This window comes from Mesorhizobium sp. WSM4814, assembly GCF_055811595.1.
Map to the genome: position 1 here is coordinate 99,383 of NZ_JBVVQT010000015.1, position 24,914 is coordinate 124,296.

Consider the following 24,914-nt stretch of genomic DNA (forward strand, 5'->3'; position numbering starts at 1 on the left):
CGGGCCGGGCGATGTGCATCAGCGGCACCGATGGTCGAACACGATCCCCATGGTCCTGCCAATTGCGGTCATGACGATAAGCTCGACCAGTTGGTCGTCGCTGTCCGTACAAGCTGGGCCTGCCCGGCGGATGGTATCTATTGCGGCTCTGGTCGATATGGTGTCGCCGGCGCGGAATTTTGAAAGCGCAGATGAAACGAGTTCATGGGCCGGCAAGTCAACGACAGGCGCTCTCGAAACGATGTCCATTGGCCTCCTCCGCCATGAACTCTCTGCCACGAGAATAATACGCCGAATGGTGGTTTTCGCCAGCGAAATTGTGGTCCGACCAGAGGCCGATCGGACACCAATCGGACTGGGACAGCTAGCTTTTTGCAGGGCTCAGCGCGATGCTGCCGACCTCGATCTCTCTCTGCCCTTCGCAGCTGGCTTGACCCTTATGCGCATCGCTCCGCCCTCGGGATGATCGATCTCAAAGGCATTGGTCTTGCGCACGAGATCGCTCAGCTTGCGAAAGCCGAAGGTCCTGGGATCGAAGTCCGATGCCAGATTGGCGAGCTGATTGCCGACAATCCCGAGCGGCACCCAGCCGTCCTCGGTTCCCATCTGTGAAATGACCCTGGTGATGATCGGCGTCGCGGCGCTGGGCGGCTGCAAGGACTTCGTTGGCGCGGTATCGTTCGCGTTGGCTGGCGCAGTCGGCAGCAGGTTCTCGGTGTATACGAACCGGCGGCAAGCCTGCCGGAAACTCTCCGGCGTCTTCTGCTCGCCAAACCCATAAACGTCGATCCCGTGCTCCCTGATGCGAGCGGCAAGGCGGGTGAAATCGCTGTCGGACGACACCAGGCAGAAGCCTTCGAACCGCCCGCTGTGGAGAAGGTCCATGGCGTCGATGACGAGCGTGATGTCGGATGCGTTCTTGCCGGTGGTGTAGGCGAATTGCTGCTGCGGGATGATCGCATGCTTCGACAGCACATCCGCCCATGCCTTTGAGCGGGTGCTGGAGAAATCGCCGTAGATGCGTCGGACGCTTGCCTCGCCGATCTTCGCGATTTCCTCGAACAAACCGTCGGCAATCTTGGCCGAGGTATTGTCCGCGTCGATCAGCACTGCAAGACGTGGAGAACGTGGTTCGGTTGGCAAGGTGAGCCCCTGTTTTTGGCTGCGCACCAGAGACATATGGTGCAGCGGCGCCATGCGAAACCTTTTTATCGAAATACGAACGTCATCTACTTCTCCCGATGCAAGATCATGCCGGCGTGGTGCAGCACGCCGTCGATGAACGTTCCGTCAGCGGTAAAGCCGGTGTCGTCCCAGTAGTCGATGTGATTTCCCCGGATCTCATAGCGCCCCTGGTATGCGCTGTCACGGTTCCCGCGCGCTTCGTCATAGCGACCATTTGGAAGCAAGTTGTGGCGGATATGGCCATCCGCCGTGACCCACATGCCGACATAGGGGTGGCTTGCCGAAGGTCCGGCAGCAGTATTTTGCGCGATATTCATCCGGGCGAGGCCTTTCTGTGCGGATAAGCCGGCCGCGCCGGCAACAAGCACGGCAGCGGCAAGTATGGAAATCTGTTTCATCGGACTACTTGCTGGCTGTCGGCCGGATGACGATCTCGTTCACGTCGACATCGTCCGGCTGTTCGATGGCAAAGCGCACGGCACGGCCGATCGCGTCGGGCTGAAGCGCAATGGCGCGATAGGTCTTCATCGCTTCCACTGCGATCGGATCGGTGATCGTGTCGGCAAGCTCGCTCTCGACCACGCCGGGATGAATGCAGGTGACGCGGATGTTGTCGTGCTCCTGCCGCAAGCCATCGGAGATGGCGCGGACCGCGTATTTGCTTGCGCAATAGACAGCGGCTGTCGGCGATACCGAAAGCGCGCCGATGGAGGCGATGTTGACGACATGGCCGGAGCCTCGGGCCGTCATCTGCGGCAGCACCGCCGCGATGCCGTAGAGCACGCCCTTGATGTTGACGTCGACCATTCGGTCCCATTCATCGACCTTCATCGAGGCCATGAGCGACAACGGCATGACGCCGGCATTGTTGACGATCACATCGACGCGCCCCCAGGCCTGGCGCGCCGCTTCGGCAAAGGCGGCGACATCGGCGCGGTCGGTCACGTCCAGGCGGCGTGTCAGTGCCTCCCCGCCCTTTGCCCTGATCTCTTCTGCGAGGGCGTCCAGCCGACCGGTGCGGCGCGCACCGAGCATGACCTTTGCTCCTGCGGCACCGAGCTCCCGGCCGATGGCGGCGCCAATGCCGCTCGAAGCCCCGGTGATGAGCACGACTTTGTTGGGGGACAAGTTTGGGTTGAGGGACATGTTCGGTCTCCGTCTGGTTGATCTTGCGAACCGCGATGCAGCGGTTGCCACGAAGATGGATCTGTTTCACTGTAGCGATAAGACGACCATTTGTTCACAGCGTCGAAAGCACAGCTAACCAATGCAGCCGGATCTCAATGCGCTTGCCGTCTTCGCCCTCGTCGCCGAGGAGCGGAGCTTTCGCGCGGCTGCGGACCGGATGGGCGTCACCCGCTCGGCGGTCAGCCAGACGATGAAGCGGCTGGAAGAGACGCTCGGTATCGCGCTCGTCCAGCGCACGACGCGAAGCGTCAGCCTGACCGAGGCTGGCGAACGCCTCTACGCCGAGATAGCGCCCGCCATCGCCGACATGCGCGCCGCAATGGAGAGCACCGGGGACCTGCGCGAGCGTCCGCGCGGGCAGTTGCGGCTCGCCGTCTCGTCGATCGCCGAGCGCTTTCTTTCAGGGCCGTTCCTGGCGACCTTTGCCGAAGCCAATCCGGAGGTCCGGATGGACATCACGGTGACGGACGAGGAATTCGATATCGTCGCCGAGGGATACGATGCCGGCGTCAGGCTCGGCGAGGTGATCGAGCAGGACATGATCGCGGTGCCTGTCGCCGGTGACGAGCGGCAGCTGGCCGCCTGCGCGCCGGCCTATCGTGATCGGTTTGGCGAGCCGTCGCATCCGCAGGAACTCGCGGGCCATCGCTGCATTGGCTGGCGTCGCGCCCCGAAGGTCGCGCCCTATCGCTGGGAATTCGCCGAGGACGGCAAGGAGTTCAGCGTCGCGGTCGCGCCGGCGATCACGACCAACGACATGGCGTTGATGATAAAGCTCGCCATTGCCGGAGCCGGCATCACTTTCGGCATGGAGGAAAGCTTTCGCCCGTGGATCGCTCGGGGCGAACTGGTGCCGGTTCTCGAGGATTTTTGCCCGCGCTTTGCCGGCTTCTACCTTTATTATCCGAGCCGTCGCAACGTCGCGCCGAAGCTGCGCGCGCTTGTCGAATACCTGCGGCGTCCTGGCTAGCGTTTTCCACGCGGACGATTGAACCGAAATCGCTTTCCGGCCGCCCGCTTTGGGACGGGAGTCCAGATCGTCAAACTCCGCTGTGCGCACCCGGTATCTCGATGTTGCATTTATATTAGTGTGAGCGCATGTTTTCATCAGCCGGCGCAAGCCGGTTAGGCCCGGTGGCCAGCCGGTCACCCCCAACAGGCTGCCGGGCCGCCTGCAACGGCTTGGGAGGACATGACATGCCGAAAATCTCGGAACTCTTTTTCAAGACAGCGATCGTCTTTCTTACTCTGGGAATTGCAGCCGGCCTGCAAATGGCAATTTCAGGCAATCACGGCGCCTACCCGGCTCACGCACACATCAATCTCCTGGGATGGGTAACAAGTGCAATATTCGGTGGGTACTACGCCCTGAACCCGACAAAAGCCGCCCGCACTATCGCAATGGTCCATTATGGCGTCTATAATTTTGGCCTGGTGGTGATGTTGCCGGCCCTCTACTTGATGCTGCACGGAAATCCGGCGCTTGAGCCGATCGTCGCCACCGGCTCGATGATCGTCGCTGCCAGCGTGCTCATCTTTGCCTTCGTGGTTTTCTCCGCCGAAACGGCGCGCTCAGTCTCGGGAATGCCTGCGGTTCCACGCTAAACGATGTCAGGATATTGCTGAGCCAACAAAAAGGCTCGCGGCACCTCTGAGAGTTTGGTCATCATTGTGCCGGCAATGCCTTCGCGGCAGCGGTCAGGGTTGCCCGATCGTTGCCGTGCTTGCGGATCAGCTCGCGCACCTGCTCCGGCGTGATGTTGTTCTGCAGAGCGAAAAAGTTCACCTCATAATCATCGTCCGCCGATATCTTGTTGCGGTCGCGAAAGTCGCGTTTGCTTTTGTCGTCTGCCATATCGCACGTCCTTTTAGAATTTTATCATATTCACTATGGCTAATATACGCCGATGACCTAGACTGGGTTCCATGCGCAGGCGGGCAGATGCCGGCACCGGCCGGCTAGAGTTCATTCCCCCGATGGAGCCCAAGCTGGTGGCCATGCCGCCCGAGGGTGACAACTGGATTCATGAGATCAAGCTGGATGGCTACCGCGCCCAGATCATTATCAACGGCCCCGAGGATATCCGCGTCTATACCGAAACCGGTAAGGACTGGACGCGTCAATATCTGGGGATCGTGGAAGCCGCGGGTGAGCTTGAGGTCAAGAACGCCATCATCGACGGCGAGGCGGTCGTCACCGACAAGGCCGGCATGCCCGACTTCAACGCGCTCCAGAACGCCGTCCACGACAATCCCTACGGCATGTACCTGTGCGCATTCGACATTCTGCACCTGAACGGCCATGATCTGCGCGACGTCGGCTGCAAGGCGCGCCGCGAAATTCTCAGCGGTATCATCAAGCCGCACAGCCGGATTCGGTTCAGCGAGGCCCTGCCAGGTGACGCGCGGTCGCTCTTCCACCTCGTCGAGGAGGTCGAGCTTGAGGGAATTGTCTCGAAGCGCGCCGACAGCAAATATCGCAGCGGCCTGACCTCGAACTGGCTGACGACCAAGAGCTTCACGGTCGATGAATTCGAACTGCTGGGCGTCGAGCGCCAGCCCGGCGAGGCAGCCTTCGCCCTTTTGGCACAGCCCGGCACCGGGAAATATGTCGGTTCCGCCCTGATCAGCCTCGGCCGCGACATGAAGGAGCGGCTGTTCAAGCGGGTTCGGGAGCACGCCGGGCCGCCGCCAGAGGCCATGAAGAAACGGCCGGGGACACAATGGCTCAGGCCCGGGGTGAAGCTGCGCATCAGGCATCTTCGCGGCGACCACAGCCACATACGCAATGCGTCGCTGCTGGGTTTCGGTGACGAGAGCTAGTGCGCTTTGTCTGCCCCCTTTTGAGCGACGGGCGCTTCGGCGCCGCAGCCAGAACTACGTCGTGACCTGGTCACGCGGCTGGCCAACGACTGGCTGCCCAAACCTTCATCCTTGGCCGCACCAGCGCTTCGCCATCAATCAGCCGAAGCAGGAGCCGTATGCCCCTTGCCTTGATTGGGCTCGTCGGATCTGTGTGGGGCGCTCGGCAATGGGCGTGCCCACCGCTGTAGTATGCGACGATTGAGCCCGCTACGGACATGCCCGGCTGGGCGGCAACGCGAATTGGCCGCAATGCACCGGTTCAACTGTCTGCCGTGGCTCATGCTATCCCAGAGGTGCGTGAAGTATGAAGTATCTGTTGTCCCTGGGCATTGTGCTCTTTTCAGTACCTTTATCGGCATCGGAGATCATCCTGGAGCAGGTCACATTGCGCCGAGGGATGGAAGGCGACATCAGGCAGTCGGGAGCCTTGGACGATCCAAAAACCTACAGCAAAAACAAGGTGTACCGTGAGGAAAAGGCGCTCGCAGCGAAAGCTGGCGTCGAGATAGACCAATTCCTGGATGATTACTATGCGAAAGGATTTCGGAAGGAATCTGGAGCCAACAGAGCAGTACACTACCTGATATTCTACAATTCAATCTCGGCACCGCAGTGCAAGAGGGAATATTTGATCCAGCGGGTAAGGCATACCAAAATATACTACCGAGGGAATAGAAAGATTGCCGATAAAGAGGTCAAGTACCTTGTGGAGGTTTTCAAGCTGAACAGCTACGGGCACACCAAACGCGCCGACCGTCATAAACAGCTTCATTTTCTGGGGGGCGTCCAATCGCGAAAGACTGTCGTCGACATCGAGGTCGGTTGCGGCGAGGTGCGCAGCGTGGCCGAAGGATTGGCTTGGCCTTTCGATCAGAAAATCCTGTTTAAAGAGTTGCAGGATTATTCCAACAAACCCGGCCTGTACGACAAGGTCAGCTTCGAGTTCTCGAGGTCCTACAGCTTTGCTTCGGAATTCGACCGGAATGGACACAAGATAACGCTGCCGGATTTTCTTAGGTAAGCTTCCTCGAACGACCTTGCTGCCTTCCCGGCTGAAGCAGCTGATTTGAGCCGTGCCCGACGTTCCTTTCAGCCGCCGCCGGGACTCGAAGGTTTTCTACGGTGACGTGCACCTTTTTGTCTTCTTCTGTTCCCGCAACCCGTTGCCCGCTGCCTCACGGTGGCGGGGCCTTTTGATGGGCACACCGGAACCAGAGCTTGGCGATCCGGTTAACTGGATATGCCAAACAAAATCAAAGACCCGCCACCGAAGCCCGCCCCGAAGAAGACACCTGTGCGTCGTCCCGACAAGGAAGCGTCGCCGGAGCCTGAACATGTGGACCCGCCGCCACGAGACGTGCGCGAGGCTCCGGCACCAAATCCAAACGGCGACAGGACGGGCCCAACCGGCCAGCAGTAGGCGAGGCAAGCAACTGCGGGAACGGATACATTTTGTCAGCAGACAACGCTGCCCCATTCCATAGCGCCTCTCCGAACTGTTGTTTCGGTGCTATGGTGTTCCTGCATGATCAGACTGCAAGGATATGAGGCATGCCCGAAATCACCCGCCGTACACTTCTTGCGTTCACCGCCGTAGCCTCGGTCGTTGAACCGACGTTTGCTGAAGGGGAAGGTGCCTCGCGCGAATTGCAGGCGCTGATTGGAGCCCATGAGGCGGCCTATGTCGCGCTCCACAGGGTTGTTCGTCGAGTGGACAGCAGCAGCCACGACCGCAAGAGGGCAGACCGGATTGAAGAGGAAGCATTGCTGGCCATCTGCTCCTATCCTGCGATCAGTCGAGGCGACCGCCGAGCCAAGGCCGAGTACCTGTTAGCCACTGAGGCACGGGGCGAACTTGACCTGGAAGAGCACATGCAGGCCATCCTGCACTCGATGATGCGTGGCTGATACCGTTGTCACCGGCAGCCACCGCAATTCGATGGCTCCAGCGAGTTCAATGGAAAGCGGATGGTTCTGCGGCTCTCTTGGACTGCTCGGCCCGACGATGTGGGTGCCCGTACACGTGGGAGAGCATCACATCGAGCCCTTGAGACCGGTACGAGGTGCAGCCGCCCGGTATCTACCTACGCGGCGCGTCGTTGAGCGAGGTGGAAACCCGAACGGGCTCGACGAGGCTCGACGGCGGTCACGATGCTGTGGTGGTGATCGCAGTACACGCGGTCAGGCGAAGTTGGCCCAGCACAAAAGCGGTGACCGCCGGGCACTGACCGATCTTCGCGAACCGGGAAGCGGCATTGACAACTGCCCAGCTTGATGAGGGGGACGTCACTCGTTGGCAGTCTGGTATTTTCAGGCATGATGTCTTTCTGGTTCCTAAAGGTTGGCCGCACGTCATCGCCATGATCCAATAGTCTGGTTTCCACCGTGGAGGGCAGCGACTGCGTCGGGCGAGTTCATCTCGCTTGGCTGGCTATGGAACATCATGTGGTGTCGGGAACTGCTTCAAGCAATTGCTTGCGGCTAGAAGCCACACCGCTGCTGATGGGTGTCTCAGCGTCAAACCGTGAAGGCGAGAGCCCTGATCCATCAAAGTTTAACGACTGGGAAAGCGCACTGGAAAGCAAGTGCGGTAACAGTTGATTCAACCGTTGCTGGTAATTCTAGAGGAGTGTGGAAGCGGCTCCGACAGTGAGGCGGGGGAGCTGGATTGCCGGAGCCGCCTGCGCAATCCCGGGTTGGGGTTTGACCGCGCCGTCCTATTCTGGGACAGCGCGGTCAACGATTCGTTAAAATTGGAACTAATTAAGCGCATGCTAATTGAAATCGCGGTTTTGCGAGTCAATGCATGACCAGTGTCGCCGTGGGAAATGATTAGCTCGTTGTGTCGATAGCTGCGCTCGTGCCACCGTTTGGTCAGCGCGGCGAGGTCGGCATCGCAAAGACTTGAGATGAAGGCCGGAGAGCCTGTCACAACAGCCTCTTGTTCAATCAGGTGTACTTCATCTTACTCCCTATCCAAGGAAATTTGATGGCCGCAGGCCCCGCTTTCCGGAAAGCAAAACTGGGAGCGGATTTTTCCAATGTTTTCCCCGGTGTGGGAATTCCCACAGCCGAGCCTGGTTCGACTGGCATATCCTTGTTTGCAACATCCAGGCCCGCCGGCTCGTGTTCAAGCCGGCGAAGGGAAAGGGAACGGTCATGAAATTCTTGGCTCCCGTCACAAAACTTGCTGCGGCGTTTCGCAAATTCGCCGCGCGGCGCTACCGGCCGGAGCTTTATTATATGCGTGGCCCGGGGCCAGCCACCGCCCGCCGTATGGGCACGCACGCCGAGCGAAGGGCTCTGTTATCGGCAACGGACCAGTTGAGCCGTTTACCCGATGGCGTCCTTGGCGACATCGGCATCTCTCGTGACGAAATCATGTGCGCTTTGCGAAGCCGCGCCACCCGCCCTGCGGAGGCCTTTGCCCACGCCCGCTCTCCCCGAAGAGAGAATGACGCCATTCCGGGCGAGAGCCCAGAAGCTGCGGTAGTGGGTCATTTTGAAATTGCGGAGCAGGGCCATCATTGGCGGAATGAACTCAAGCCGGCCGAGTCCGGCACGCACTGGTTTACGCACGGGGCCACAATCACAGAGCCAGGCTGTCACCCCTTACGCCCCGCAATGGGTCAATAAGTCTGGCACCGTACTTGCCTGGTAAGATATGGGGTGGGGTGGAGGCCCGTCGCTTCGCAAATGTAGCGGCGGGTCTTCTGCATACGGGTCGCGCCCCGCCTAAAACCACAGAGATGGGCCGAGCTTGGAAAATTCCATCACAAACGCCTGAAACGAGTCGCCCCAAAGCACAGCGTACCCAAGGACCGGCACCAGGCTCGCAAATTGGGGCAGCTTCGTGCGCGCTAACGAAGCAACATATGTCCATCTCGGCCTGAATTTCTGCAACTTCATGTCGTACCCAAATTCGTACGCAAGAAGAAAGGAAAAACCATTTGCGCAAGTAAATCAATGGCATATGGCGGAGAGAGCGGGATTCGAACCCGCGTTACGGTCTCCCGTAAACACACTTTCCAGGCGTGCGCCTTCAACCACTCGGCCACCTCTCCGTCCTGGCATTTTCACCGCGGCCGGTTTCGCCGCGCGCGGGTTGGGGAGATGCCGTCTCCCTCGGGAAATTCCGGTGCGAAACGCCGCACCGTGGGTGCCGTCAACCAGCGGACACCCTTTCCCCCGCTCCTGAGCCGTCAAAGCAACAGGGCGCGGGGCTCATCTAGTCGATCCGGTGCCGAATGCCAAGACGCTCTATTCGCTTTGTCGGATAGAGTTGCTCTGTTCCTAGCCGACCGACGCCTCTCCGACGCGAACCGGCGGCGTCGGTTCAACTTCGCGTGTCGCATTGCGGATAAAGCGCGCAGATCCTATTTATCAGGCCGATACAGATATTTCTGAAAAGCTTGCGGGGAGGTAGGATGTTCCGCTTCGTCTTCCGTCTTGCCGCAATGGTTGCGCTTTCGGTTTCGGTCATCATGGCGGTGGTCGACGCGACGCGCTCGGTGGCGGCCTCCGCCCTGGTCATGACCCCGCTCAACACCAGCTGGCTCGCCGTCTCGCCGGATACGCGAAGCGCCTTCGAAAGCTTCGTCCGCGACAGGCTTGGTCCGCTGCTGTGGGACGGCGCCATCGCCTGGGTGCTCAACCAGCCCGGCTTCGCGGTGTTCGCGGGGCTTGCCTTCATTCTCTACATGATCGGCTACAGGCGGGAGCGGGCAACCGGGCGGTTCGCCTAGACTTGATAATTTGTTGTTAAGGATCTTCTGGCGTCCCCAACCAAGGCGTCCACAACCAAAAAGGAAAGGAAACTGCACATGTTTCTTAGCGACATGCTGAACAAGAAGCTCAACCTGCCGAAACCTGCCGAGGCGCTGCCGGGTCGCGCCAATCCTATCCCGACGGCATCCAATCACTTTGTCTCGAAGCGGCCGCTGAAGGGCCCCTATCCCGACGGGCTGGAGAAGGCGATGTTCGGGCTGGGCTGCTTCTGGGGCGCGGAACGCATGTTCTGGCAGGTCGAGGGCGTATGGGTCACGGCCGTCGGCTATGCCGGTGGCGTCACCCCCAATCCGACCTACCAGGAAACCTGCACCGGTTTGACCGGCCATGCCGAAGTCGTGCTGGTCGTCTACGACCCAAAAATCGTGTCCTATGCACAGCTTCTGAAGCTGTTCTGGGAAAGCCACGATCCGACGCAAGGCATGCGCCAGGGCAACGATGTCGGCACCACCTACCGCTCGGCGATCTACACCTTCGGCGATGCGCAATACCAGGCGGCGATCGCCTCGCGCGACGCCTACGAGGCCTCGCTGCGCGGCGCCGGGCGCGGCAAGATCACCACCGAGATCGCGCCGGCACCGGAATTCTACTTCGCCGAGGAAGACCACCAGCAATATCTGGCGAAGAATCCCTACGGCTATTGCAATCTGCAGGGCACCGGCGTCACCTGCGCCATCCCGGCTGCCGTCTCCGCCTGAGGCCTTGGTGGGACGATGATCCCGGCTTTTCCAACAGGTCAAAATTCCGCGTGAATTTTGCTTCGGGCCGTGCCAGATTGGCCCGAAGCGGGAGGAAGACACTCCTGTCTGATGTCGCATGCCTGCCGGAAAACCGGGCAGGCAGGCGGTGCATAACGGAAAAATAACCGACAGGGTGTGGATCACATGAAACGTATCGTTCTCGGCCTCCTGGCCGCAACTGCGATGGTTCTTCCGGCCTTCGCCGCGGACATCCAGCCAGCACTTCTCTACGATCTCGGCGGCAAGTTCGACAAGTCGTTCAACGAAGCGTCCTACAACGGCGCCGAAAAGTTCAAGGCCGAAACCGGCATCGCCTATGTGGAATTCGAGGTTTCGAACGCCACCCAGCGCGAGCAGGCGCTGCGCCGTTTCGCCGAGGATGGCCGCAATCCAATCGCAATGGCGGGCTTCTCCTGGGCAGATGCGCTGGAGAAGATCGCCGTCGAGTTTCCCGAGACCAAATTCGCCATCATCGACATGGTCGTCGACAAGCCCAACGTCCGCTCCGTCGTCTACAAGGAGCAGGAAGGCTCCTATCTCGTCGGCGTGATGGCGGCGATGGCCTCGAAGACCAAAAAGGTCGGCTTCATCGGCGGCATGGACATTCCGCTGATCCGCCGATTCGGCTGCGGTTATGTCGGTGGCGCCAAGGCGGCCGGCGCGACCGATGTTATCCAGAACATGACCGGCGACACGCCGGCAGCCTGGAACGATCCGGCCAAGGGCGGCGAGATCGCCAAGACGCAGATCGACCAGGGCGCCGACGTGATCTACGCAGCGGCAGGCGGAACCGGCGTTGGCGTGCTGCAGGCAGCGGCCGACGGCGGCAAGCTCGGCATCGGCGTCGATTCCAACCAGAATGGACTGCAGCCCGGCAAGGTGCTGACCTCGATGGTCAAGCGCGTCGATGTTGCCGTCTACAACACCTTCATGGACGCCAAGAACGACAAGTTCACCGGCGGCATCAACGATCTCGGCCTCAAGGAGGGCGGTGTCGACTACGCCATGGACGACAACAACAAGGCGCTTGTCGACGACGCGATGAAGGCGGCGGTTGAAAAGGCCAAGGCCGACATCATCGCCGGTACCGTCAAGGTGCATGATTACATGTCGGACAATTCCTGCCCTTATTGATCGCAGGGCAATCGCATTTGGTGTCTTGCGAAGGTGGACCGGATTCTTGCGAAGAGGACCCCCACCCTAACCCTCCCCACAAGGGGGAGGGAACGCTGCCGCGAGCCAATTTGCCGAGGTCAGCGCCCAACGGAAGTCTCCCTCCCCCCTGTGGGGAGGGGTTAGGGGTGGGGGTACATCGTAGAGCGAAAGCGTCGGCTTTCCACAGCGTAGCCCAGCTATTGATCGCGACCTTGCCGATCCGCTCGAAGCCGCCGGTGAAAACCCGGCGGTTTCTTGCTTATCAGCAAGCTCACCAGTGCGGCGGCTTGGTCACCGGCACGTCGGGCGCGGCCTGTTCCTCCAGCGCCAGGAAGCGGTCGGCCAGCGCATCGAGTTTGCGCTGCATGCGCTCGATCACCTTCCACTGCTCGGCGATCTGGCCGGACAGTTCCTCGATGGTCTTCTCCTGCTCGGCGGCGCGGATTTCCAGCGTCGTCAGCTGGTCGTCGGGCATGGTCATGTCAAATCCTCGATCAGGCGATTGTGCAGGCTGCGGCCACCTTCGAAATTGACAAGCGCGCGGGGATTTGTCGAGAGTGAACGCTGCTCCGGCAATTGGCACAGGCGGGGCGTCATGCTAGGCGTTTTGACCAAGCGATAAAAAATGGGACAGGCCGCATGGCGCAAGCCGCAATCGAGCTGGTCGGCATCAACAAGAGTTTTGGCGCCGTCCGCGCCAATCGCGATATCAATCTGGAGATCGCGCGCGGCACCATCCACGGCATTGTCGGCGAGAACGGCGCCGGCAAGTCGACGCTGATGTCAATTCTTTACGGGTTCTATCAGGCTGACAGCGGCGAGATCCGCGTCGGCGGCCAGCCGGCGTCGATCAAAACGCCCAACGACGCCATCGCGCTCGGCATCGGCATGGTGCATCAGCATTTCATGCTGGTCGACAATTTCACGGTGCTGGAAAACGTCATTCTCGGCGCCGAAAGCGATGCGCTGCTGAAGAAGAGCATCGCCAAGGCGCGGTCCGAACTGGAACGGCTCGAGCGCGAATATGGGCTCGAGGTCGATCCCGATGCGATCATCGAGGAGTTGCCGGTCGGACTGCAGCAGCGTGTCGAAATCCTCAAGGCGCTGTATCGCGGCGCCGAGATCCTGATTCTCGACGAGCCGACGGGCGTGCTGACGCCCGCAGAAGCCGACCATCTGTTCCGCATCCTCAGGCAGTTGAAGGAGCAGGGCAAAACGATCGTGCTGATCACCCACAAGCTGCGTGAGATCATGGCGATCACCGACACGGTCTCGGTCATGCGCCAGGGCACGATGGTGGCGACCAGGCAGACCACGAAGACCACGGTCGGGGAACTGGCCGAGCTGATGGTCGGGCGCCGCGTGCTGCTCAGGGTCGAGAAGGGCGAGGCGGAAGCCGGCGGGGTCAAGCTCGCCGTGAAGAACCTGACGGTGAAGGATTCGCGTGGCGTCACCATGGTCGACGACGTCTCCTTCGATGTGCGCGCCGGCGAGATCGTTGGCATCGCCGGCGTCGCCGGCAACGGGCAATCCGAAATGCTCGAGGCGATTTCCGGCATCAGGCGCGCCGTCTCGGGCTCCGTCATGCTCGACGGCAGGCCGATTGATCTGACCGGGGCCGCCGATCCCGGCGAACTGCGCGACCGCGGCCTCGCCCATGTCCCGGAAGACCGTCATCATGTCGGGCTGGTGCTGGCCTTCGAGGAGAACGAGAATTCGATCCTCGGCTATCACGACGATCCGCGATACCTGAAGGGACCGTTCCTCGACATCGACGCGATCCGCGACGACGCGAGGGACAAGATCAGCAAATACGACATCCGCCCGGCAGACTGCCGGCTCAAGACCGCGAATTTCTCCGGCGGCAACCAGCAGAAGATCGTGCTGGCGCGGGAAATGGAACAGGACCCGGGCGTGCTGATCGTCGGCCAGCCGACGCGCGGCGTCGATGTCGGCGCCATCGAATTCATCCACAAGCGGCTCATCGCCATGCGCGACCAGGGCAAGGCGGTGCTGGTGGTGTCCGTCGAGCTCGACGAGATCCGTTCGCTCTCCGACCGCATCCTGGTGATGTTTGCCGGCCGCATCGTCGGCGAGCGCGGCCCCGAGGCGAGCGAAGGCGAGCTTGGACTGCTGATGGCCGGCGTCGAGCACCGGGAGGCGGCGGAATGAGCACGCCTTACGCCAAGCTGCCGGCCTGGGCGGATTACGGGCTGATCCCGGTGATCAATCTCGCCGTTGCCTTCGTCGTCGCCGGCCTCGTCGTGCTTCTGGTCGGCGAAAATCCGTTCCGCGCTGCCGCCGTCCTGGTCGAGGGCGCTTTCGGCCGTGGGCAAGGCATTGCGTTCACGCTGTTCTACGCCACCACCTTCATCTTCAGCGGGCTGTCGGTGGCGGTTGCGGCGCATTGCGGCCTGTTCAACATCGGTGGCGAGGGCCAGGGCTATATCGCCGGTCTCGGCATCGGCATCGTTTGCCTCGCCTTCGACAGCGTGCTGCCATGGTGGCTCACCTTTCCGCTGGCGATCATTGCCGCTGCGGCGATGGGGGCGCTGTGGGCACTGATCCCGGCCTATCTGCAGGCCAGGCGCGGCTCGCACATCGTCATCACCACCATCATGTTCAATTTCATCGCCGCCAGCGTCATGGTCTACGCGCTGGTCGGATTCTTGAAGCCGGCCAATTCGATGGCGCCGCAGACACGCACCTTCCTCGACGGCGCGCAACTGCCGAAGCTCAACTGGGTCATCGAATTGTTCGGCGCCAAGATCCGCTCGGCGCCGTTCAACATCAGCTTCCTGCTGGCGCTGGCCATGGCGTTTCTGGTCTGGGTGCTGATCTGGCGCACCAGGCTCGGTTACGAGATGCGCACCTACGGCCACAGCGCGAAAGCGGCGCGCTATGCCGGCATTTCGGAAACCCGCATCATCATCGTCGCCATGATGATTTCTGGCGCACTGGCCGGCATGATGGCGCTCAACCCGACGATGGGCGACCAGCACAATGTCGCGCTCGAATTCGTTTCGGGCGCCGGTTTCGTCGGCATCGCAGTAGCGCTGATGGGGCGCCTGCACCCGGTCGGCATCGTGCTCGCCGCAATATTGTTCGGCATGCTCTACCAGGGCGGCGCCGAGCTCGCCTTCGAAATGCCGGCGATCAGCCGCGACATGATCGTCATCATCCAGGGCCTGGTCATCCTGTTCGCCGGCGCGCTCGAGCATATGTTCCGGCCCTATGTCCAGGCGCTGTTCGCCTCGCTCAGCCCGAGATCTGTCGGCATCGAAGCGATCAAGGGGAAGGGTGCCTGAGATGGATCTGTTCAACGCCATCATCCAGGTTCTGGACTCGACCATCCGCCTGTCGGTGCCGTTGCTGCTCGCATGCCTCGCCGGTCTCTATTCGGAGCGGGCCGGCATTTTTGACATCGGGCTTGAGGGCAAGATGCTGGTCGGCGCCTTCGCCGGTGCCGCCTCCGCCTCCGTCTTCCATTCCGCCTATATTGGCCTCGGCATGGCCATCCTCATCTCGGTCGCTTTTGCGCTGGTCCACGGCTTTGCCTCGATCACCCATCGCGGCAACCAGATCGTCTCCGGCGTGGCGATCAATTTCATCGCCGCCGGATCAACGATCATGCTCGGCCAGGCCTGGTTCCAGCAAGGTGGACGTACGCCGGCTCTGGCATCGGACGAGCGGTTCGGGGCGATCGTCTGGCCCGGCGCGGACGCGCTCAGGGGCGTGCCGATCCTCGGACCGATATATTCGGAACTGATCTCCGGCCATTCCGTGCTGGTCTATGTCGCGTTCCTCGCCGTGCCGTTCACCTGGTGGGTGCTGTTCCGCACCCGTTTCGGCTTGCGCATGCGCGCGGTCGGCGAGAACCCGGCCGCGGTCGACACCGCCGGTATCTCGGTCGCCTGGCTGCGCTACCGGGCGCTGATCTGCACCGGCGTGCTCACCGGTATTGCCGGCGCCTATCTGTCGATGGTGCAGAATGGCGGCTTCGTCAAGGACATGACTGCCGGCAAGGGCTACATCGCCCTGGCCGCGCTGATCTTCGCCAAGTGGAAGCCGGTCAACGCCATGTTCGCCTGCCTGTTGTTCGGCTTCCTCGACGCGCTGTCGATCCGCCTGCAGGGCACGCCGCTGCCGCTGATCGGCAAGGTGCCGGTGCAGCTCATGCAGGCGCTGCCCTATGTCCTCACCGTCATCCTGCTCGCCGGCTTCATCGGCAAGGCAATTCCGCCGCGCGCCGGCGGCGTGCCCTATGTCAAGGAACGCTAAGCGTGATTTCGAACCGCAGGTCAGCGTCAGCGAAAAGTGGAAGCCGGTTTTCGGACAAGATCATGCAATGGAAAAACAATGTCGCATGATCTGTTCGAAGCGGCCAAGGCCGCCATGGCCAAGGCCTATGCGCCCTATTCGAAATTCCCGGTCGGGGCGGCACTGCGCACCGAGGAGGGCCGCGTCTTTACCGGCGCCAACGTCGAGGTCGCGTCCTATCCGGAAGGTTGGTGCGCCGAAACCACCGCGCTCGGCCACTTCATCATGGCCGGCGGCGGCAGGGTAACGGAGATCGCTGTCATCGCAAAGCGCATGGCTAAATGCTCGCCCTGCGGCGGCTGCCGGCAGCGGCTGGCCGAATTCTGCCGGCCGGACACCAAACTCTATCTTTGCGACAATGCCGGTGTGGTCGAAACCGTGACCATGGGCGAGATGCTGCCCTACGGCTTTCAGGGCGATATGTTGAAATGAAGAGCTTGGTTGAAATGAAGAGCTGGTTGACATGAAGGAAGCGCTTGATCGTCTGGTCGAAAGGCTGGACGGGCTGGCGCCCGCCACCGCGCTGGTGCTGGGTTCGGGCCTTGGCGGGCTTGTCGACCAGGTCGAGGATCCTGTCCGCATTTCCTATGGCGAATTGCCGGGCTTTCCCAGAAGCGGCGTCACCGGCCATGCCGGAGAGGTGGTGGCGGGACATTTTGCCGGCACGCCTGTGCTGATGCTGTCCGGCCGCGCTCACTACTACGAACACGGCAACGCGGCGGCGATGCGGCCGGCGCTTGAAGTGCTTGCCGGCCTCGGCATCTCGCAACTGATCCTCACCAATGCCGCCGGCTCGGTCGATCCGGGCATGGGGCCGGGCTCGGTGATGCTGATCACCGACCACATCAATTTCTCGGGTTCCAATCCGCTGATCGGCGAGCCGAGCGACCGCCGCTTCGTCGGCCTGACCGAAGCCTATGATGCCGGTCTTCGCTCAGCGATCGAGACGGCCGCGAAGGCGACGGACACCGCGCTGCACAAGGGCGTCTATATGTGGTTTTCCGGGCCGTGCTTCGAGACGCCCGCCGAGATCCGCATGGCGCGCGTCATGGGCGCCAATGCCGTCGGCATGTCGACCGTGCCGGAGGTCATTCTCGCCCGTTTCCTCGGCCTGCGCGTCGCCGCCTGCTCGGTCATCACCAATCTCGCCGCAGGGATGACAGGGGCGGAGCTTTCGCACCAGGAGACCAAGGACATGGCGCCGATTGGCGGCGCGCGGCTGGCGACGATCCTCCAGCGTGTGTTCCAGGATGGGTTGCCGGAGCGTAAGGTCCCGGCCTGATGCTTCCCCAGGAAATCATCCGCAGCAAGCGCGACGGCCACAAGCTGTCGACGCAGGAGATCGCCAGCTTCATCGAAGGCCTCACCGCCGGCACCGTCTCGGACGGGCAGGTCGGGGCCTTCGCCATGGCGGTGTTCTTCAACGGCATGAGCCGCGACGAGGCGGTGGCGCTGACCCTGGCGATGCGCGATTCCGGCGACGTGCTCGATTGGTCGGACCTGCCGGGCCCGGTCACCGACAAGCATTCGACAGGCGGCGTCGGCGACAATGTCTCGCTGTTGGTGGCGCCGATCGTCGCTGCCTGCGGCGCTTATGTGCCGATGATTTCCGGCCGCGGCCTCGGCCATACCGGCGGCACTCTGGACAAGATGGACGCCATCCCCGGCTATACCAGCCAGCCGGATGTCGCGGGATTCCGCAAGGCAGTGCTCGAAGCCGGCTGCGCCATCATCGGCCAGACCGCCGATCTCGCGCCCGCCGACCGCCGGCTCTATGCGATCCGCGACGTGACGGGAACCGTCGAATCGGTGCCGCTGATCACCGCCTCGATCCTCTCGAAGAAGCTGGCGGCCGGCCTGCAGTCGCTGGTGCTCGACGTAAAGGTCGGCAACGGCGCCTTCATGGAAAAGTCGCGCGACGCAACGACACTAGCGAACAGCCTGGTCGAAGTCGCCAATGGCGCCGGCCTGAAGACCTCGGCGCTGGTCACCGGCATGAACGAGCCGCTGGCCTCAGCAGCCGGCAACGCGGTCGAGGTGCGCAATGCCGTCGATTTCCTCACCGGCCGCTTCCGCGACCGGCGCCTGGAGGATGTGACGGTGGCATTGGCCGCAGACATGCTGCAGTCGGCCGGGCTGGTCTCGTCCAACCAGGACGGCATGCGGCGCGCCGCCGAGACGCTTGCCGGCGGCGGTGCCGCGGCCGTCTTCGCGCGCATGGTGGCGGGGCTCGGCGGTCCGGCCGACTTCGTCGAGAACCCGGAAAAACACCTGCCGAGGGCGGCGACGGAATTTGCGGTCAAGGCCGCCGAAAACGGCTTCGTTACCGGTATCTCCACCCGCGACATCGGGCTTGCCGTCGTCGGGCTTGGCGGCGGGCGCATCCGGCCGGACGACAGGATCGACCATGCCGTCGGCATCACCCGGCTGCTGCCTGTCGGCGCGGAGGTGCGGGCCGGCGAGGCGCTGGCGCTGGTCCATGCCCGCAATGCCGGGGATGCCGAGGCGGCCGCCGCCGTCGTGCTTTCGGCCTATACGATCGGCGCTTCGAAGCCGCCCGCGGAAAAAACCGTCATCCGGCGGATCCTGCCGCGCGGATGAAGTTTTTTTATTGGACCATGATCTTTCCGAAAACCGGTTTCCGCTTTTCGCTGACGCGGACCTGCGGTTCGGGATCATGGTTCACTGGACGAGCAGCAGCGCGCCGTTCTCGACCTGGTATTTTTCCAACCGCTGGAGAAAGCTCAGGCCGATCAAATTGGTGCGCAGCGCCTTGTCGTCGAGCACCACCGCCTGGACACCGTCGAGCGTGATCTTGCCGATCTGCAGCCGATCGACGGTCACCAAGGCAGCCTTGATCGCGCCGTTGGCGGTGTTGACCTGGTGCTTGAAATCCGACGCGTTCAGCGAAACGCCGATCCTGCGCGCCGTCGAACTGTTGATGGCGACCAGCGTTGCGCCGGTGTCGATCATGCCGTCGACCGTTCGACCGTTAAGCTTGAACGCCGACGTGAAATGCCCGCGCGCGTCAGCCGGGATCACGACCTTGCGGCCGAGCGGCTGCGCCGGCCTGTCGGGAACCGTGGCCAGATTCAGGTCCGTTTCGACCGCCGGCCTGGCCCCGACCGCCGATTTCAGCAGGCCTTCGAACATCTGCGGATTCGACTGGTAGAGCATCGGGAACGACGCCGATGCTACGGCGAGCATGCCAAGGATGAGAAGATTGCGCAGCATGGACCGGCCTTCGTGAAGACCCATGCTTATCGCGGCATGGTGTTTGCCGCTTTAACAGATGCAGAAAGCGGTCGTTTGCGTAAACGATCGGTAAACGAGCGGCGCCACGGTCATTTGGTCCCGTACATGCGGTCGCCAGCATCGCCGAGGCCGGGCATGATGTAGCCCTTCTCGTTGAGCTGGCGGTCGATGGAAGCGGTGAAGACCGGGACATCGGGATGCGCCTTGATGAAGCGATCGAGGCCTTCTGGCGCCGCCAGCAGGCAGAGGAAGCGAATGTTGGTGGCGCCGCGTCCCTTCAACTTGTCGATCGCGGCGATCGCCGAATTGGCGGTCGCCAGCATCGGATCGACGACGATCACCAGCCGGTCGGCGAGATCGCTCGGCGCCTTGAAGAAATATTCGACCGCTTCCAGCGTTTCGTGGTCGCGGTAGAGACCGATATGGGCGACGCGCGCCGCCGGCACCAGGTCGAGCAGGCCTTCGAGCAGGCCGTTGCCGGCGCGCAGTACTGAGGCGAAAACCAGCTTCTTGCCCTCCAGCGTCGGCGCTTCCATCGTCTCGATCGGCGTTTCGATCGTCGTCGTCGTCAGTTCGAGGTTGCGGGTGACCTCGTAGCCGAGCAGCAGCGAGATCTCGCGCAGCAGCCGCCGGAAGCCGGCCGTCGAGGTTTCCTTCTTGCGCATGATGGTCAGCTTGTGCTGGACAAGCGGGTGGTCGACGACGGTGACGCCCTGCATGGTGGTCTCCTAGCTGCGCAGGTGAAAGTGAGTAGTGAATGGTGAATAGTGAATAGTGAACAGGTTTGCGAGTCCTTGGTTCAGCGGAAAACTCGCGGTTGACGGACCGAAGCGCCGCGTGGACCATTCACCATTCACCATTCACCATTCACCATTCACCATTCACCATTCACCATTCACCATTCACCATTCAATCACCTGCCCTTGACGTCGAGCCGGCCCAGCAGCATTGCCTTGGTCTTCCTGTCGACGAAGGCGGCGTCGATGGCGGTTCTGGTGACGGCGGCGAGCGCCTTGTCGTTCATCGAAAAATGCTCGGCGGCAATGTCGTATTCGCGCTTCAGCGACGTCCGGAAATAGGGCGGATCATCGGAATTTAGCGTCACCTTGCAGCCAGCCGCCAACAGGGCCGGAAAAGGGTGATCGGCGAAACTGTCGAACACCCTCAGCGCGATGTTGGAACTCGGACAGCATTCGAGCACGACGCCTTCCTCGGCGATGCGCCGGATAAGGTCGGGGTTTTCGATGGCACGCACGCCATGGCCGATGCGGGCGGGGCGAATGTGGTCGAGCGCGGCCTTGACGCTCTCCCAGCCCATCAGTTCGCCGGCATGGACGGTGATGCCAAGGCCGGCCTCTCGCGCGATTTCGAAGGCCCTGACATAGTCCTCCAGATCGCCCATCCGCTCGTCGCCGGCGACGCCGAAGCCGGTGACCAGCGGATGCCCGCAGCGGGCGGCGAAGCGCGCCGCCTGCTCGATCGATTCGACGCCGGCATTGCGCACGCCGGTGACGATCATGCGGCCTTCGATGCCGGTCTTGGCCTTGGCGCGCGCCATGCCTTCGCCGAGCGCGTCCGTATAGGCCTTGGGCGACAGGCCGGCCTTCCCGGCGTGGTCCGTCGAGGTGAAGATCTCGGAATAGATCGCGCCGTCGCGGGCGAGGCTGGTCAGATAATGATCGGCCAGCCGCGCATAGTCCTCTTCTGTGCGGAACAGGTCGGAGGAGAAGTCATAGGCGGCGAGGAAGGAGCTGAAATCGTGCCAGACGAAGGAGCCGTCCTGAATGTAGGGCGAGGTGTCCTTGCCGTATTTCTGCGCCTGGCGGATGACGAGTTCGGGCGCCGCTGCCCCTTCGATATGGCAGTGCAGTTCTGCTTTCAAAGGCATGCAATCATCCCGTCAGGTCAGTCCAGGACATGGAGCCATAAGCGTGATCCCACGACCGGGAAGCGCGGCCGAACACCGCGCCTTAAACAATAGCGTCGGCATCATCGATCGGCTATGGTCCCGCCGGTTTTATGGCGGATCAAAAATAATGTCGGTTGAGAGAACCACGGCCGTTGGCGGCATGGAAACCTCCTATGGTTTCAAGCGCGTAGGGGCAGGCGAGAAGCAGTCCTTGGTCAACGACGTTTTCCACAAGGTGGCGAACCGCTACGATCTGATGAACGACCTGATGTCGGGCGGCCTGCATCGGCTGTGGAAGGACGCCATGGTCACATGGCTCAATCCACCGAAACGACCGGGCTGGAGCGTTCTCGACGTTGCCGGCGGCACTGGCGACATCGCCTTCCGCATCGTCGAGGCGAGCGGCAGGAACGCCCATGCCACGGTTCTCGACATCAACGGCTCGATGCTCGCCGTCGGCCGCGACCGGGCCGAGAAAAAGGGCCTGACGGCAAATACCGATTTCGTCGAGGCCAATGCCGAGGAGCTGCCTTTCGCTGAGGCCAGTTTCGACGCCTACACGATCGCTTTCGGCATTCGCAACGTGCCGCGTATCGATGTGGCGCTTGCCGAAGCCTTTCGCGTGCTGAAGCCTGGCGGGCGTTTTCTCTGCCTTGAATTTTCCGAGGTCGACATGCCGCTGCTCGACAAGGTCTATGAGGCGTGGTCGTTCAACGCCATCCCCAGGATCGGCAAGGCGGTGACCGGCGAAAACGAACCCTATTCCTATCTGGTCGAATCGATCCGCAAATTTCCCAATCAGCAGAATTTTGCCGCGATGATTTCCCGCGCCGGTTTTGACCGCGTGTCTTTTCGCAATTATGCCGGCGGCATAGCTGCGCTTCATTCGGGCTGGAAGCTTTGAGGCAGGCCCGTATTTTTTATACGCGACCTGCCCTTCGCCGGTCTAGAAAACCGGCAGGACAAGCGCAGTCATGAGCAGTGTCGGCGCTGGTTTCAGGCTCGTACGGGCCGGCTGGGTGCTGGTCCGCGAAGGCGTCGTCGCGGCGTTGCCGGGTGATGAGCTGTTCGGCCTGCCGAAATTCGGCTGGCGGATGGCACGGCTGTTCACCCGCCGCCGCGCGCTTGCCTATGAACGTGGCGATCGGCTGGCCAAGGCCGTCGTCCGGCTCGGCCCATCCTATGTCAAGCTCGGCCAGTTCCTGGCGACACGACCCGATGTCGTCGGCAACGACATAGCGCTCGATCTCGCCATGCTGCAGGACAAGATGCAGACATTTCCGCAGACCGAGGCCATTGCGGCGATAGAGGCCTCGCTCGGGCGCAAGGTCGGCGAGCTCTACGCCAGTTTCGGCGAGGCGGTCGCCGCGGCCTCGATCGCTCAGGTCCATACCGCCGAAACTTTGCAGAACGGCGTCGGTTCGCGGGTGGCGGTGAAGGTGATCCGACCGGGCGTGCGGCGCCGTTTCTTCCGCGATCTCGAAAGCTATTTCCTCGCCGCCCGTCTCCAGGAAAAATACATCCCGTCGTCGCGCCGGCTGCGGCCGGTCGAGGTGACCCAGACGCTGGCGCAGACCACCAAGATCGAGATGGATTTGAGGCTTGAGGCGGCAGCGCTTTCGGAGCTCGGCGAAAACACCAGGGACGATCCCGGCTTTCGCGTGCCGACGGTCGATTGGGAACGCACCGGCCGCGACGTGCTGACCATGGAATGGGTCGACGGCATCAAGATGAACGACATTGCCGGCCTGACTGCCGCCGGCCACGATCTGAAGGCGATCGCCGCCAATCTGGTCCAGTCGTTCCTGCGCCATACGCTGCGCGATGGTTTCTTCCACGCCGACATGCATCCGGGAAACCTGTTCGTCGAGCCCGATGGCACCATCGTCGCTGTCGATCTCGGCATTGCCGGCCGGCTCGGCAAGAAGGAGCGCCGGTTCCTCGCCGAAATTCTCTACGGCTTCATCACCCGTGACTATCTGCGCGTTGCCGAAGTGCATTTCGAGGCCGGCTACGTGCCGCGCCTGCATAACGTCGCGGCATTCGCCCAGGCGATCCGCGCCATCGGCGAGCCGATTCACGGCCAGCCGGCCGAAACCATCTCGATGGCCAAGCTCTTGGCGCTTCTGTTCGAAGTCACCGACCTCTTCGACATGGCGACGCGGTCCGAACTGGTGCTGCTGCAAAAGACCATGGTGGTGGTCGAGGGCGTTGCCCGCACGCTCGACCCGGCATTCAACATGTGGAAGACGTCAGAACCGGTGGTCGGAGGCTGGATATCAGGCAATCTCGGCCCGCGTGCCCTGCTGGCCGACGCACGCGACGGCGCCAGCGCGTTGCTGGCGCTGGCCCGCCAGGCGCCGGACCTCGCCGCCCGCACCGAGCGGCTGTCGCGCGAGATCGATCTGATGGCCGAACACGGGCTGCGTTTCGACGAAAGGACGGCGCACGCCATCGGCAAGGCCGAGGCGCGCTATAGCAGATCCGGCCGGCTGGCGCTGTGGGTGATCGCGCTGACGCTGCTCTTTATCGCCTGGAAGCTGCTCTGACTGCAAGCAATGACAGCAGTGCTGTCATTGCAGTCATGCTCCGGTGTCGCTATATTAGGTCGCGGGAGCGCGACCATGGCCCGGATTACTGTTCGCAATGTGGATGAGAGTGTCATGCGGCGACTGCGGGAGCGTGGCGCCGCGCGTGGCGTTTCCATGGAGCAGGAGGCGCGGGACGTGCTCGCCGCATCCGTAGGGCTTCCGACCACCAAAGGTTTCGACTCGTCGGGCATTGCAGCCGAGGACGAAGCCAAGTTCAGACCGACGACACCGGGGCAAGGGTAGTTATGGGCACCCTGACCATTCGCAATCTCGACGACGATCTGAAGCAAAAGCTGCGCGAGCGGGCTGCCAGACATGGCGTGTCAATGGAGCAAGAGGCAAGAAATCTCTTGCTGAAGGATGTGGCAGTCACCAAAGAACGTGACGGGGATTTTGTTACGGCGGAGGAAATCCTCGAATTCGGCCGACGACTGCAACAAGCGGATTTCGATCAGAAGAAATTCACTGATGACCTCTGGTCCTTCATCGAGGAGGAGGAATGACCGTGGTGGTCGACACCTCAGCGATCGTGGCCATCCTGAAGCAGGAGCCCGATGCTCCGGCTATCGCCCAGCGCCTCGCCGGAAATCAGCGGATATTGATGAGCGCCGCAACTCTGATGGAATGCGGCACAGTAATTGTCCGCCGCTATGGCGCGGCTGGCACGGCCGAGTTGACGGGCCTTCTTGCTAGACTCAAAGTCACGATCGTCGCGCTCTCCGCCGAACATGCGCAAGCCGGAATTGAAGCCTATGCACTGTATGGCCGAGGTACTGGCCATCGCGCCAATCTCAACATGGGCGACTGCTTCGCCTACGCCTTGGCCAAGACGAGAAACCTGCCGCTGCTTTTCAAGGGCGACGATTTCATCCATACCGACATCGAACTGGCGCTGAAGCCGGCATGAAATCGGACAAG

At 61.9% G+C, this 24,914-nt stretch carries 28 protein-coding genes and 1 tRNA gene; 19 read left to right on the top strand and 10 right to left on the bottom strand.

Annotated elements, in window-relative coordinates; genetic code table 11:
* Positions 1-18: 18 nt before the first annotated feature.
* The 4 genes from AC0L2V_RS21555 to AC0L2V_RS21570 form a co-directional block, all read right to left on the bottom strand.
* The gene (locus AC0L2V_RS21555; protein ID WP_027153036.1) at positions 19-249 is read right to left on the bottom strand and encodes a hypothetical protein; all 231 of its coding nucleotides are present in this window, start codon (positions 247-249) and stop codon (positions 19-21) included.
* 132 nt (positions 250-381) lie between these two features.
* Positions 382-1,143 (bottom strand): NYN domain-containing protein, encoded by a 762-nt coding sequence (locus AC0L2V_RS21560; RefSeq protein ID WP_473521135.1) that lies wholly within the window; start codon positions 1,141-1,143, stop codon positions 382-384.
* A gap of 86 nt (positions 1,144-1,229) precedes the next feature.
* Positions 1,230-1,502 (bottom strand): Atu4866 domain-containing protein, encoded by a 273-nt coding sequence (locus AC0L2V_RS21565; protein WP_473521161.1) that lies wholly within the window; start codon positions 1,500-1,502, stop codon positions 1,230-1,232.
* An 85-nt stretch (positions 1,503-1,587) separates the two neighbouring features.
* Positions 1,588-2,313: an SDR family oxidoreductase gene (locus AC0L2V_RS21570; RefSeq protein WP_091595695.1), complete on the bottom strand. Its 726-nt coding sequence runs from the start codon at positions 2,311-2,313 to the stop codon at positions 1,588-1,590.
* 139 nt (positions 2,314-2,452) lie between these two features.
* Here AC0L2V_RS21570 and AC0L2V_RS21575 point away from each other — a divergent pair, with 139 nt between their 5' ends.
* Both AC0L2V_RS21575 and AC0L2V_RS21580 read left to right on the top strand, forming a co-directional pair.
* A complete protein-coding gene (locus AC0L2V_RS21575; protein ID WP_473521136.1) occupies positions 2,453-3,343 on the top strand; it encodes a LysR family transcriptional regulator in 891 nt (296 codons plus the stop codon).
* A gap of 227 nt (positions 3,344-3,570) precedes the next feature.
* The gene (locus AC0L2V_RS21580) at positions 3,571-3,978 is read left to right on the top strand and encodes a hypothetical protein (RefSeq protein ID WP_473521137.1); all 408 of its coding nucleotides are present in this window, start codon (positions 3,571-3,573) and stop codon (positions 3,976-3,978) included.
* Positions 3,979-4,039: 61 nt separating this feature from the next.
* Here AC0L2V_RS21580 and AC0L2V_RS21585 read toward each other — a convergent pair whose 3' ends face one another.
* Complete coding sequence (locus AC0L2V_RS21585; protein ID WP_254021160.1) at positions 4,040-4,228, bottom strand: DUF3606 domain-containing protein; 189 nt, start codon at positions 4,226-4,228, stop codon at positions 4,040-4,042.
* A 71-nt stretch (positions 4,229-4,299) separates the two neighbouring features.
* On the opposite strand from AC0L2V_RS21585, the gene AC0L2V_RS21590 reads away from it, so the two are divergent.
* The 3 genes from AC0L2V_RS21590 (at position 4,300) to AC0L2V_RS21600 (ending at position 7,146) form a co-directional block, all read left to right on the top strand.
* Positions 4,300-5,196, top strand: coding sequence for an ATP-dependent DNA ligase (locus AC0L2V_RS21590; protein ID WP_473494308.1), 897 nt, complete (start codon positions 4,300-4,302; stop codon positions 5,194-5,196).
* 346 nt (positions 5,197-5,542) lie between these two features.
* Positions 5,543-6,259: a hypothetical protein gene (locus AC0L2V_RS21595; RefSeq protein ID WP_473521138.1), complete on the top strand. Its 717-nt coding sequence runs from the start codon at positions 5,543-5,545 to the stop codon at positions 6,257-6,259.
* A gap of 530 nt (positions 6,260-6,789) precedes the next feature.
* The gene (locus AC0L2V_RS21600; protein WP_473521139.1) at positions 6,790-7,146 is read left to right on the top strand and encodes a hypothetical protein; all 357 of its coding nucleotides are present in this window, start codon (positions 6,790-6,792) and stop codon (positions 7,144-7,146) included.
* A gap of 2,066 nt (positions 7,147-9,212) precedes the next feature.
* Here AC0L2V_RS21600 and AC0L2V_RS21605 read toward each other — a convergent pair.
* A tRNA-Ser gene (locus AC0L2V_RS21605) sits at positions 9,213-9,302 on the bottom strand.
* Positions 9,303-9,665: 363 nt separating this feature from the next.
* Between AC0L2V_RS21605 and AC0L2V_RS21610 the strand changes: the two genes are divergently transcribed.
* From AC0L2V_RS21610 to AC0L2V_RS21620, 3 genes are all read left to right on the top strand, one after another.
* On the top strand, positions 9,666-9,983 hold the full coding sequence (locus AC0L2V_RS21610) for a hypothetical protein (RefSeq protein WP_473517571.1): 318 nt from the start codon (positions 9,666-9,668) through the stop codon (positions 9,981-9,983).
* A 78-nt stretch (positions 9,984-10,061) separates the two neighbouring features.
* Complete coding sequence (gene msrA, locus AC0L2V_RS21615; protein ID WP_023797495.1) at positions 10,062-10,724, top strand: peptide-methionine (S)-S-oxide reductase MsrA; 663 nt, start codon at positions 10,062-10,064, stop codon at positions 10,722-10,724.
* A 186-nt stretch (positions 10,725-10,910) separates the two neighbouring features.
* On the top strand, positions 10,911-11,900 hold the full coding sequence (locus AC0L2V_RS21620; protein WP_236375727.1) for a BMP family lipoprotein: 990 nt from the start codon (positions 10,911-10,913) through the stop codon (positions 11,898-11,900).
* Between the two features lie 292 nt (positions 11,901-12,192).
* On the opposite strand, the gene AC0L2V_RS21625 is transcribed toward AC0L2V_RS21620, so the two are convergent.
* Positions 12,193-12,402: a SlyX family protein gene (locus AC0L2V_RS21625; RefSeq protein ID WP_473521140.1), complete on the bottom strand. Its 210-nt coding sequence runs from the start codon at positions 12,400-12,402 to the stop codon at positions 12,193-12,195.
* Positions 12,403-12,560: 158 nt separating this feature from the next.
* Between AC0L2V_RS21625 and AC0L2V_RS21630 the strand changes: the two genes are divergently transcribed.
* The 6 genes from AC0L2V_RS21630 to deoA all read left to right on the top strand — a co-directional run bounded on the left by AC0L2V_RS21630 (position 12,561) and on the right by deoA (position 18,842).
* Entirely contained in the window at positions 12,561-14,093 is a 1,533-nt protein-coding gene (locus AC0L2V_RS21630) for an ABC transporter ATP-binding protein (RefSeq protein WP_473521141.1), read from the top strand.
* Positions 14,090-15,229: an ABC transporter permease gene (locus AC0L2V_RS21635; RefSeq protein WP_027153023.1), complete on the top strand. Its 1,140-nt coding sequence runs from the start codon at positions 14,090-14,092 to the stop codon at positions 15,227-15,229. Before AC0L2V_RS21630 ends, AC0L2V_RS21635 begins: the two co-directional genes overlap by 4 nt.
* A 1-nt stretch (position 15,230) precedes the next feature.
* Positions 15,231-16,202 (top strand): ABC transporter permease, encoded by a 972-nt coding sequence (locus AC0L2V_RS21640; RefSeq protein ID WP_473521142.1) that lies wholly within the window; start codon positions 15,231-15,233, stop codon positions 16,200-16,202.
* A gap of 78 nt (positions 16,203-16,280) precedes the next feature.
* Positions 16,281-16,673 carry a cytidine deaminase gene (gene cdd / locus AC0L2V_RS21645; RefSeq protein ID WP_473521143.1) on the top strand — a complete coding sequence of 131 codons (393 nt, stop codon included), beginning with the start codon at positions 16,281-16,283 and terminating at the stop codon, positions 16,671-16,673.
* A 31-nt stretch (positions 16,674-16,704) separates the two neighbouring features.
* Entirely contained in the window at positions 16,705-17,523 is an 819-nt protein-coding gene (locus AC0L2V_RS21650) for a purine-nucleoside phosphorylase (RefSeq protein WP_128173525.1), read from the top strand.
* Positions 17,523-18,842: a thymidine phosphorylase gene (gene deoA / locus AC0L2V_RS21655; protein ID WP_473521144.1), complete on the top strand. Its 1,320-nt coding sequence runs from the start codon at positions 17,523-17,525 to the stop codon at positions 18,840-18,842. The genes AC0L2V_RS21650 and deoA overlap by 1 nt, the downstream gene beginning before the upstream one ends.
* A gap of 81 nt (positions 18,843-18,923) precedes the next feature.
* Here the strand turns inward: deoA and AC0L2V_RS21660 are convergent, their stop codons facing one another.
* The 3 genes from AC0L2V_RS21660 to AC0L2V_RS21670 form a co-directional block, all read right to left on the bottom strand.
* Positions 18,924-19,475 (bottom strand): TIGR02281 family clan AA aspartic protease, encoded by a 552-nt coding sequence (locus tag AC0L2V_RS21660; RefSeq protein ID WP_473521145.1) that lies wholly within the window; start codon positions 19,473-19,475, stop codon positions 18,924-18,926.
* A 110-nt stretch (positions 19,476-19,585) separates the two neighbouring features.
* Positions 19,586-20,215, bottom strand: coding sequence for a uracil phosphoribosyltransferase (gene upp / locus AC0L2V_RS21665; RefSeq protein WP_023797505.1), 630 nt, complete (start codon positions 20,213-20,215; stop codon positions 19,586-19,588).
* A 194-nt stretch (positions 20,216-20,409) separates the two neighbouring features.
* On the bottom strand, positions 20,410-21,384 hold the full coding sequence (locus tag AC0L2V_RS21670) for an adenosine deaminase (protein WP_473510715.1): 975 nt from the start codon (positions 21,382-21,384) through the stop codon (positions 20,410-20,412).
* Positions 21,385-21,532: 148 nt separating this feature from the next.
* On the opposite strand from AC0L2V_RS21670, the gene ubiE reads away from it, so the two are divergent.
* The 5 genes from ubiE (at position 21,533) to AC0L2V_RS21695 (ending at position 24,903) form a co-directional block, all read left to right on the top strand.
* Positions 21,533-22,309 (top strand): bifunctional demethylmenaquinone methyltransferase/2-methoxy-6-polyprenyl-1,4-benzoquinol methylase UbiE, encoded by a 777-nt coding sequence (gene ubiE, locus AC0L2V_RS21675; RefSeq protein WP_091600456.1) that lies wholly within the window; start codon positions 21,533-21,535, stop codon positions 22,307-22,309.
* Positions 22,310-22,379: 70 nt separating this feature from the next.
* Positions 22,380-23,954 carry a 2-polyprenylphenol 6-hydroxylase gene (ubiB, locus tag AC0L2V_RS21680; RefSeq protein WP_473521146.1) on the top strand — a complete coding sequence of 525 codons (1,575 nt, stop codon included), beginning with the start codon at positions 22,380-22,382 and terminating at the stop codon, positions 23,952-23,954.
* Positions 23,955-24,029: 75 nt separating this feature from the next.
* Positions 24,030-24,239, top strand: a complete 210-nt coding sequence (locus AC0L2V_RS21685; protein WP_473521147.1) for a FitA-like ribbon-helix-helix domain-containing protein — start codon at positions 24,030-24,032, stop codon at positions 24,237-24,239.
* 2 nt (positions 24,240-24,241) lie between these two features.
* Positions 24,242-24,499: a FitA-like ribbon-helix-helix domain-containing protein gene (locus tag AC0L2V_RS21690; RefSeq protein ID WP_473521148.1), complete on the top strand. Its 258-nt coding sequence runs from the start codon at positions 24,242-24,244 to the stop codon at positions 24,497-24,499.
* The gene (locus tag AC0L2V_RS21695; protein WP_473521149.1) at positions 24,496-24,903 is read left to right on the top strand and encodes a type II toxin-antitoxin system VapC family toxin; all 408 of its coding nucleotides are present in this window, start codon (positions 24,496-24,498) and stop codon (positions 24,901-24,903) included. The genes AC0L2V_RS21690 and AC0L2V_RS21695 overlap by 4 nt, the downstream gene beginning before the upstream one ends.
* The last annotated feature ends 11 nt before the right edge of the window (positions 24,904-24,914 follow it).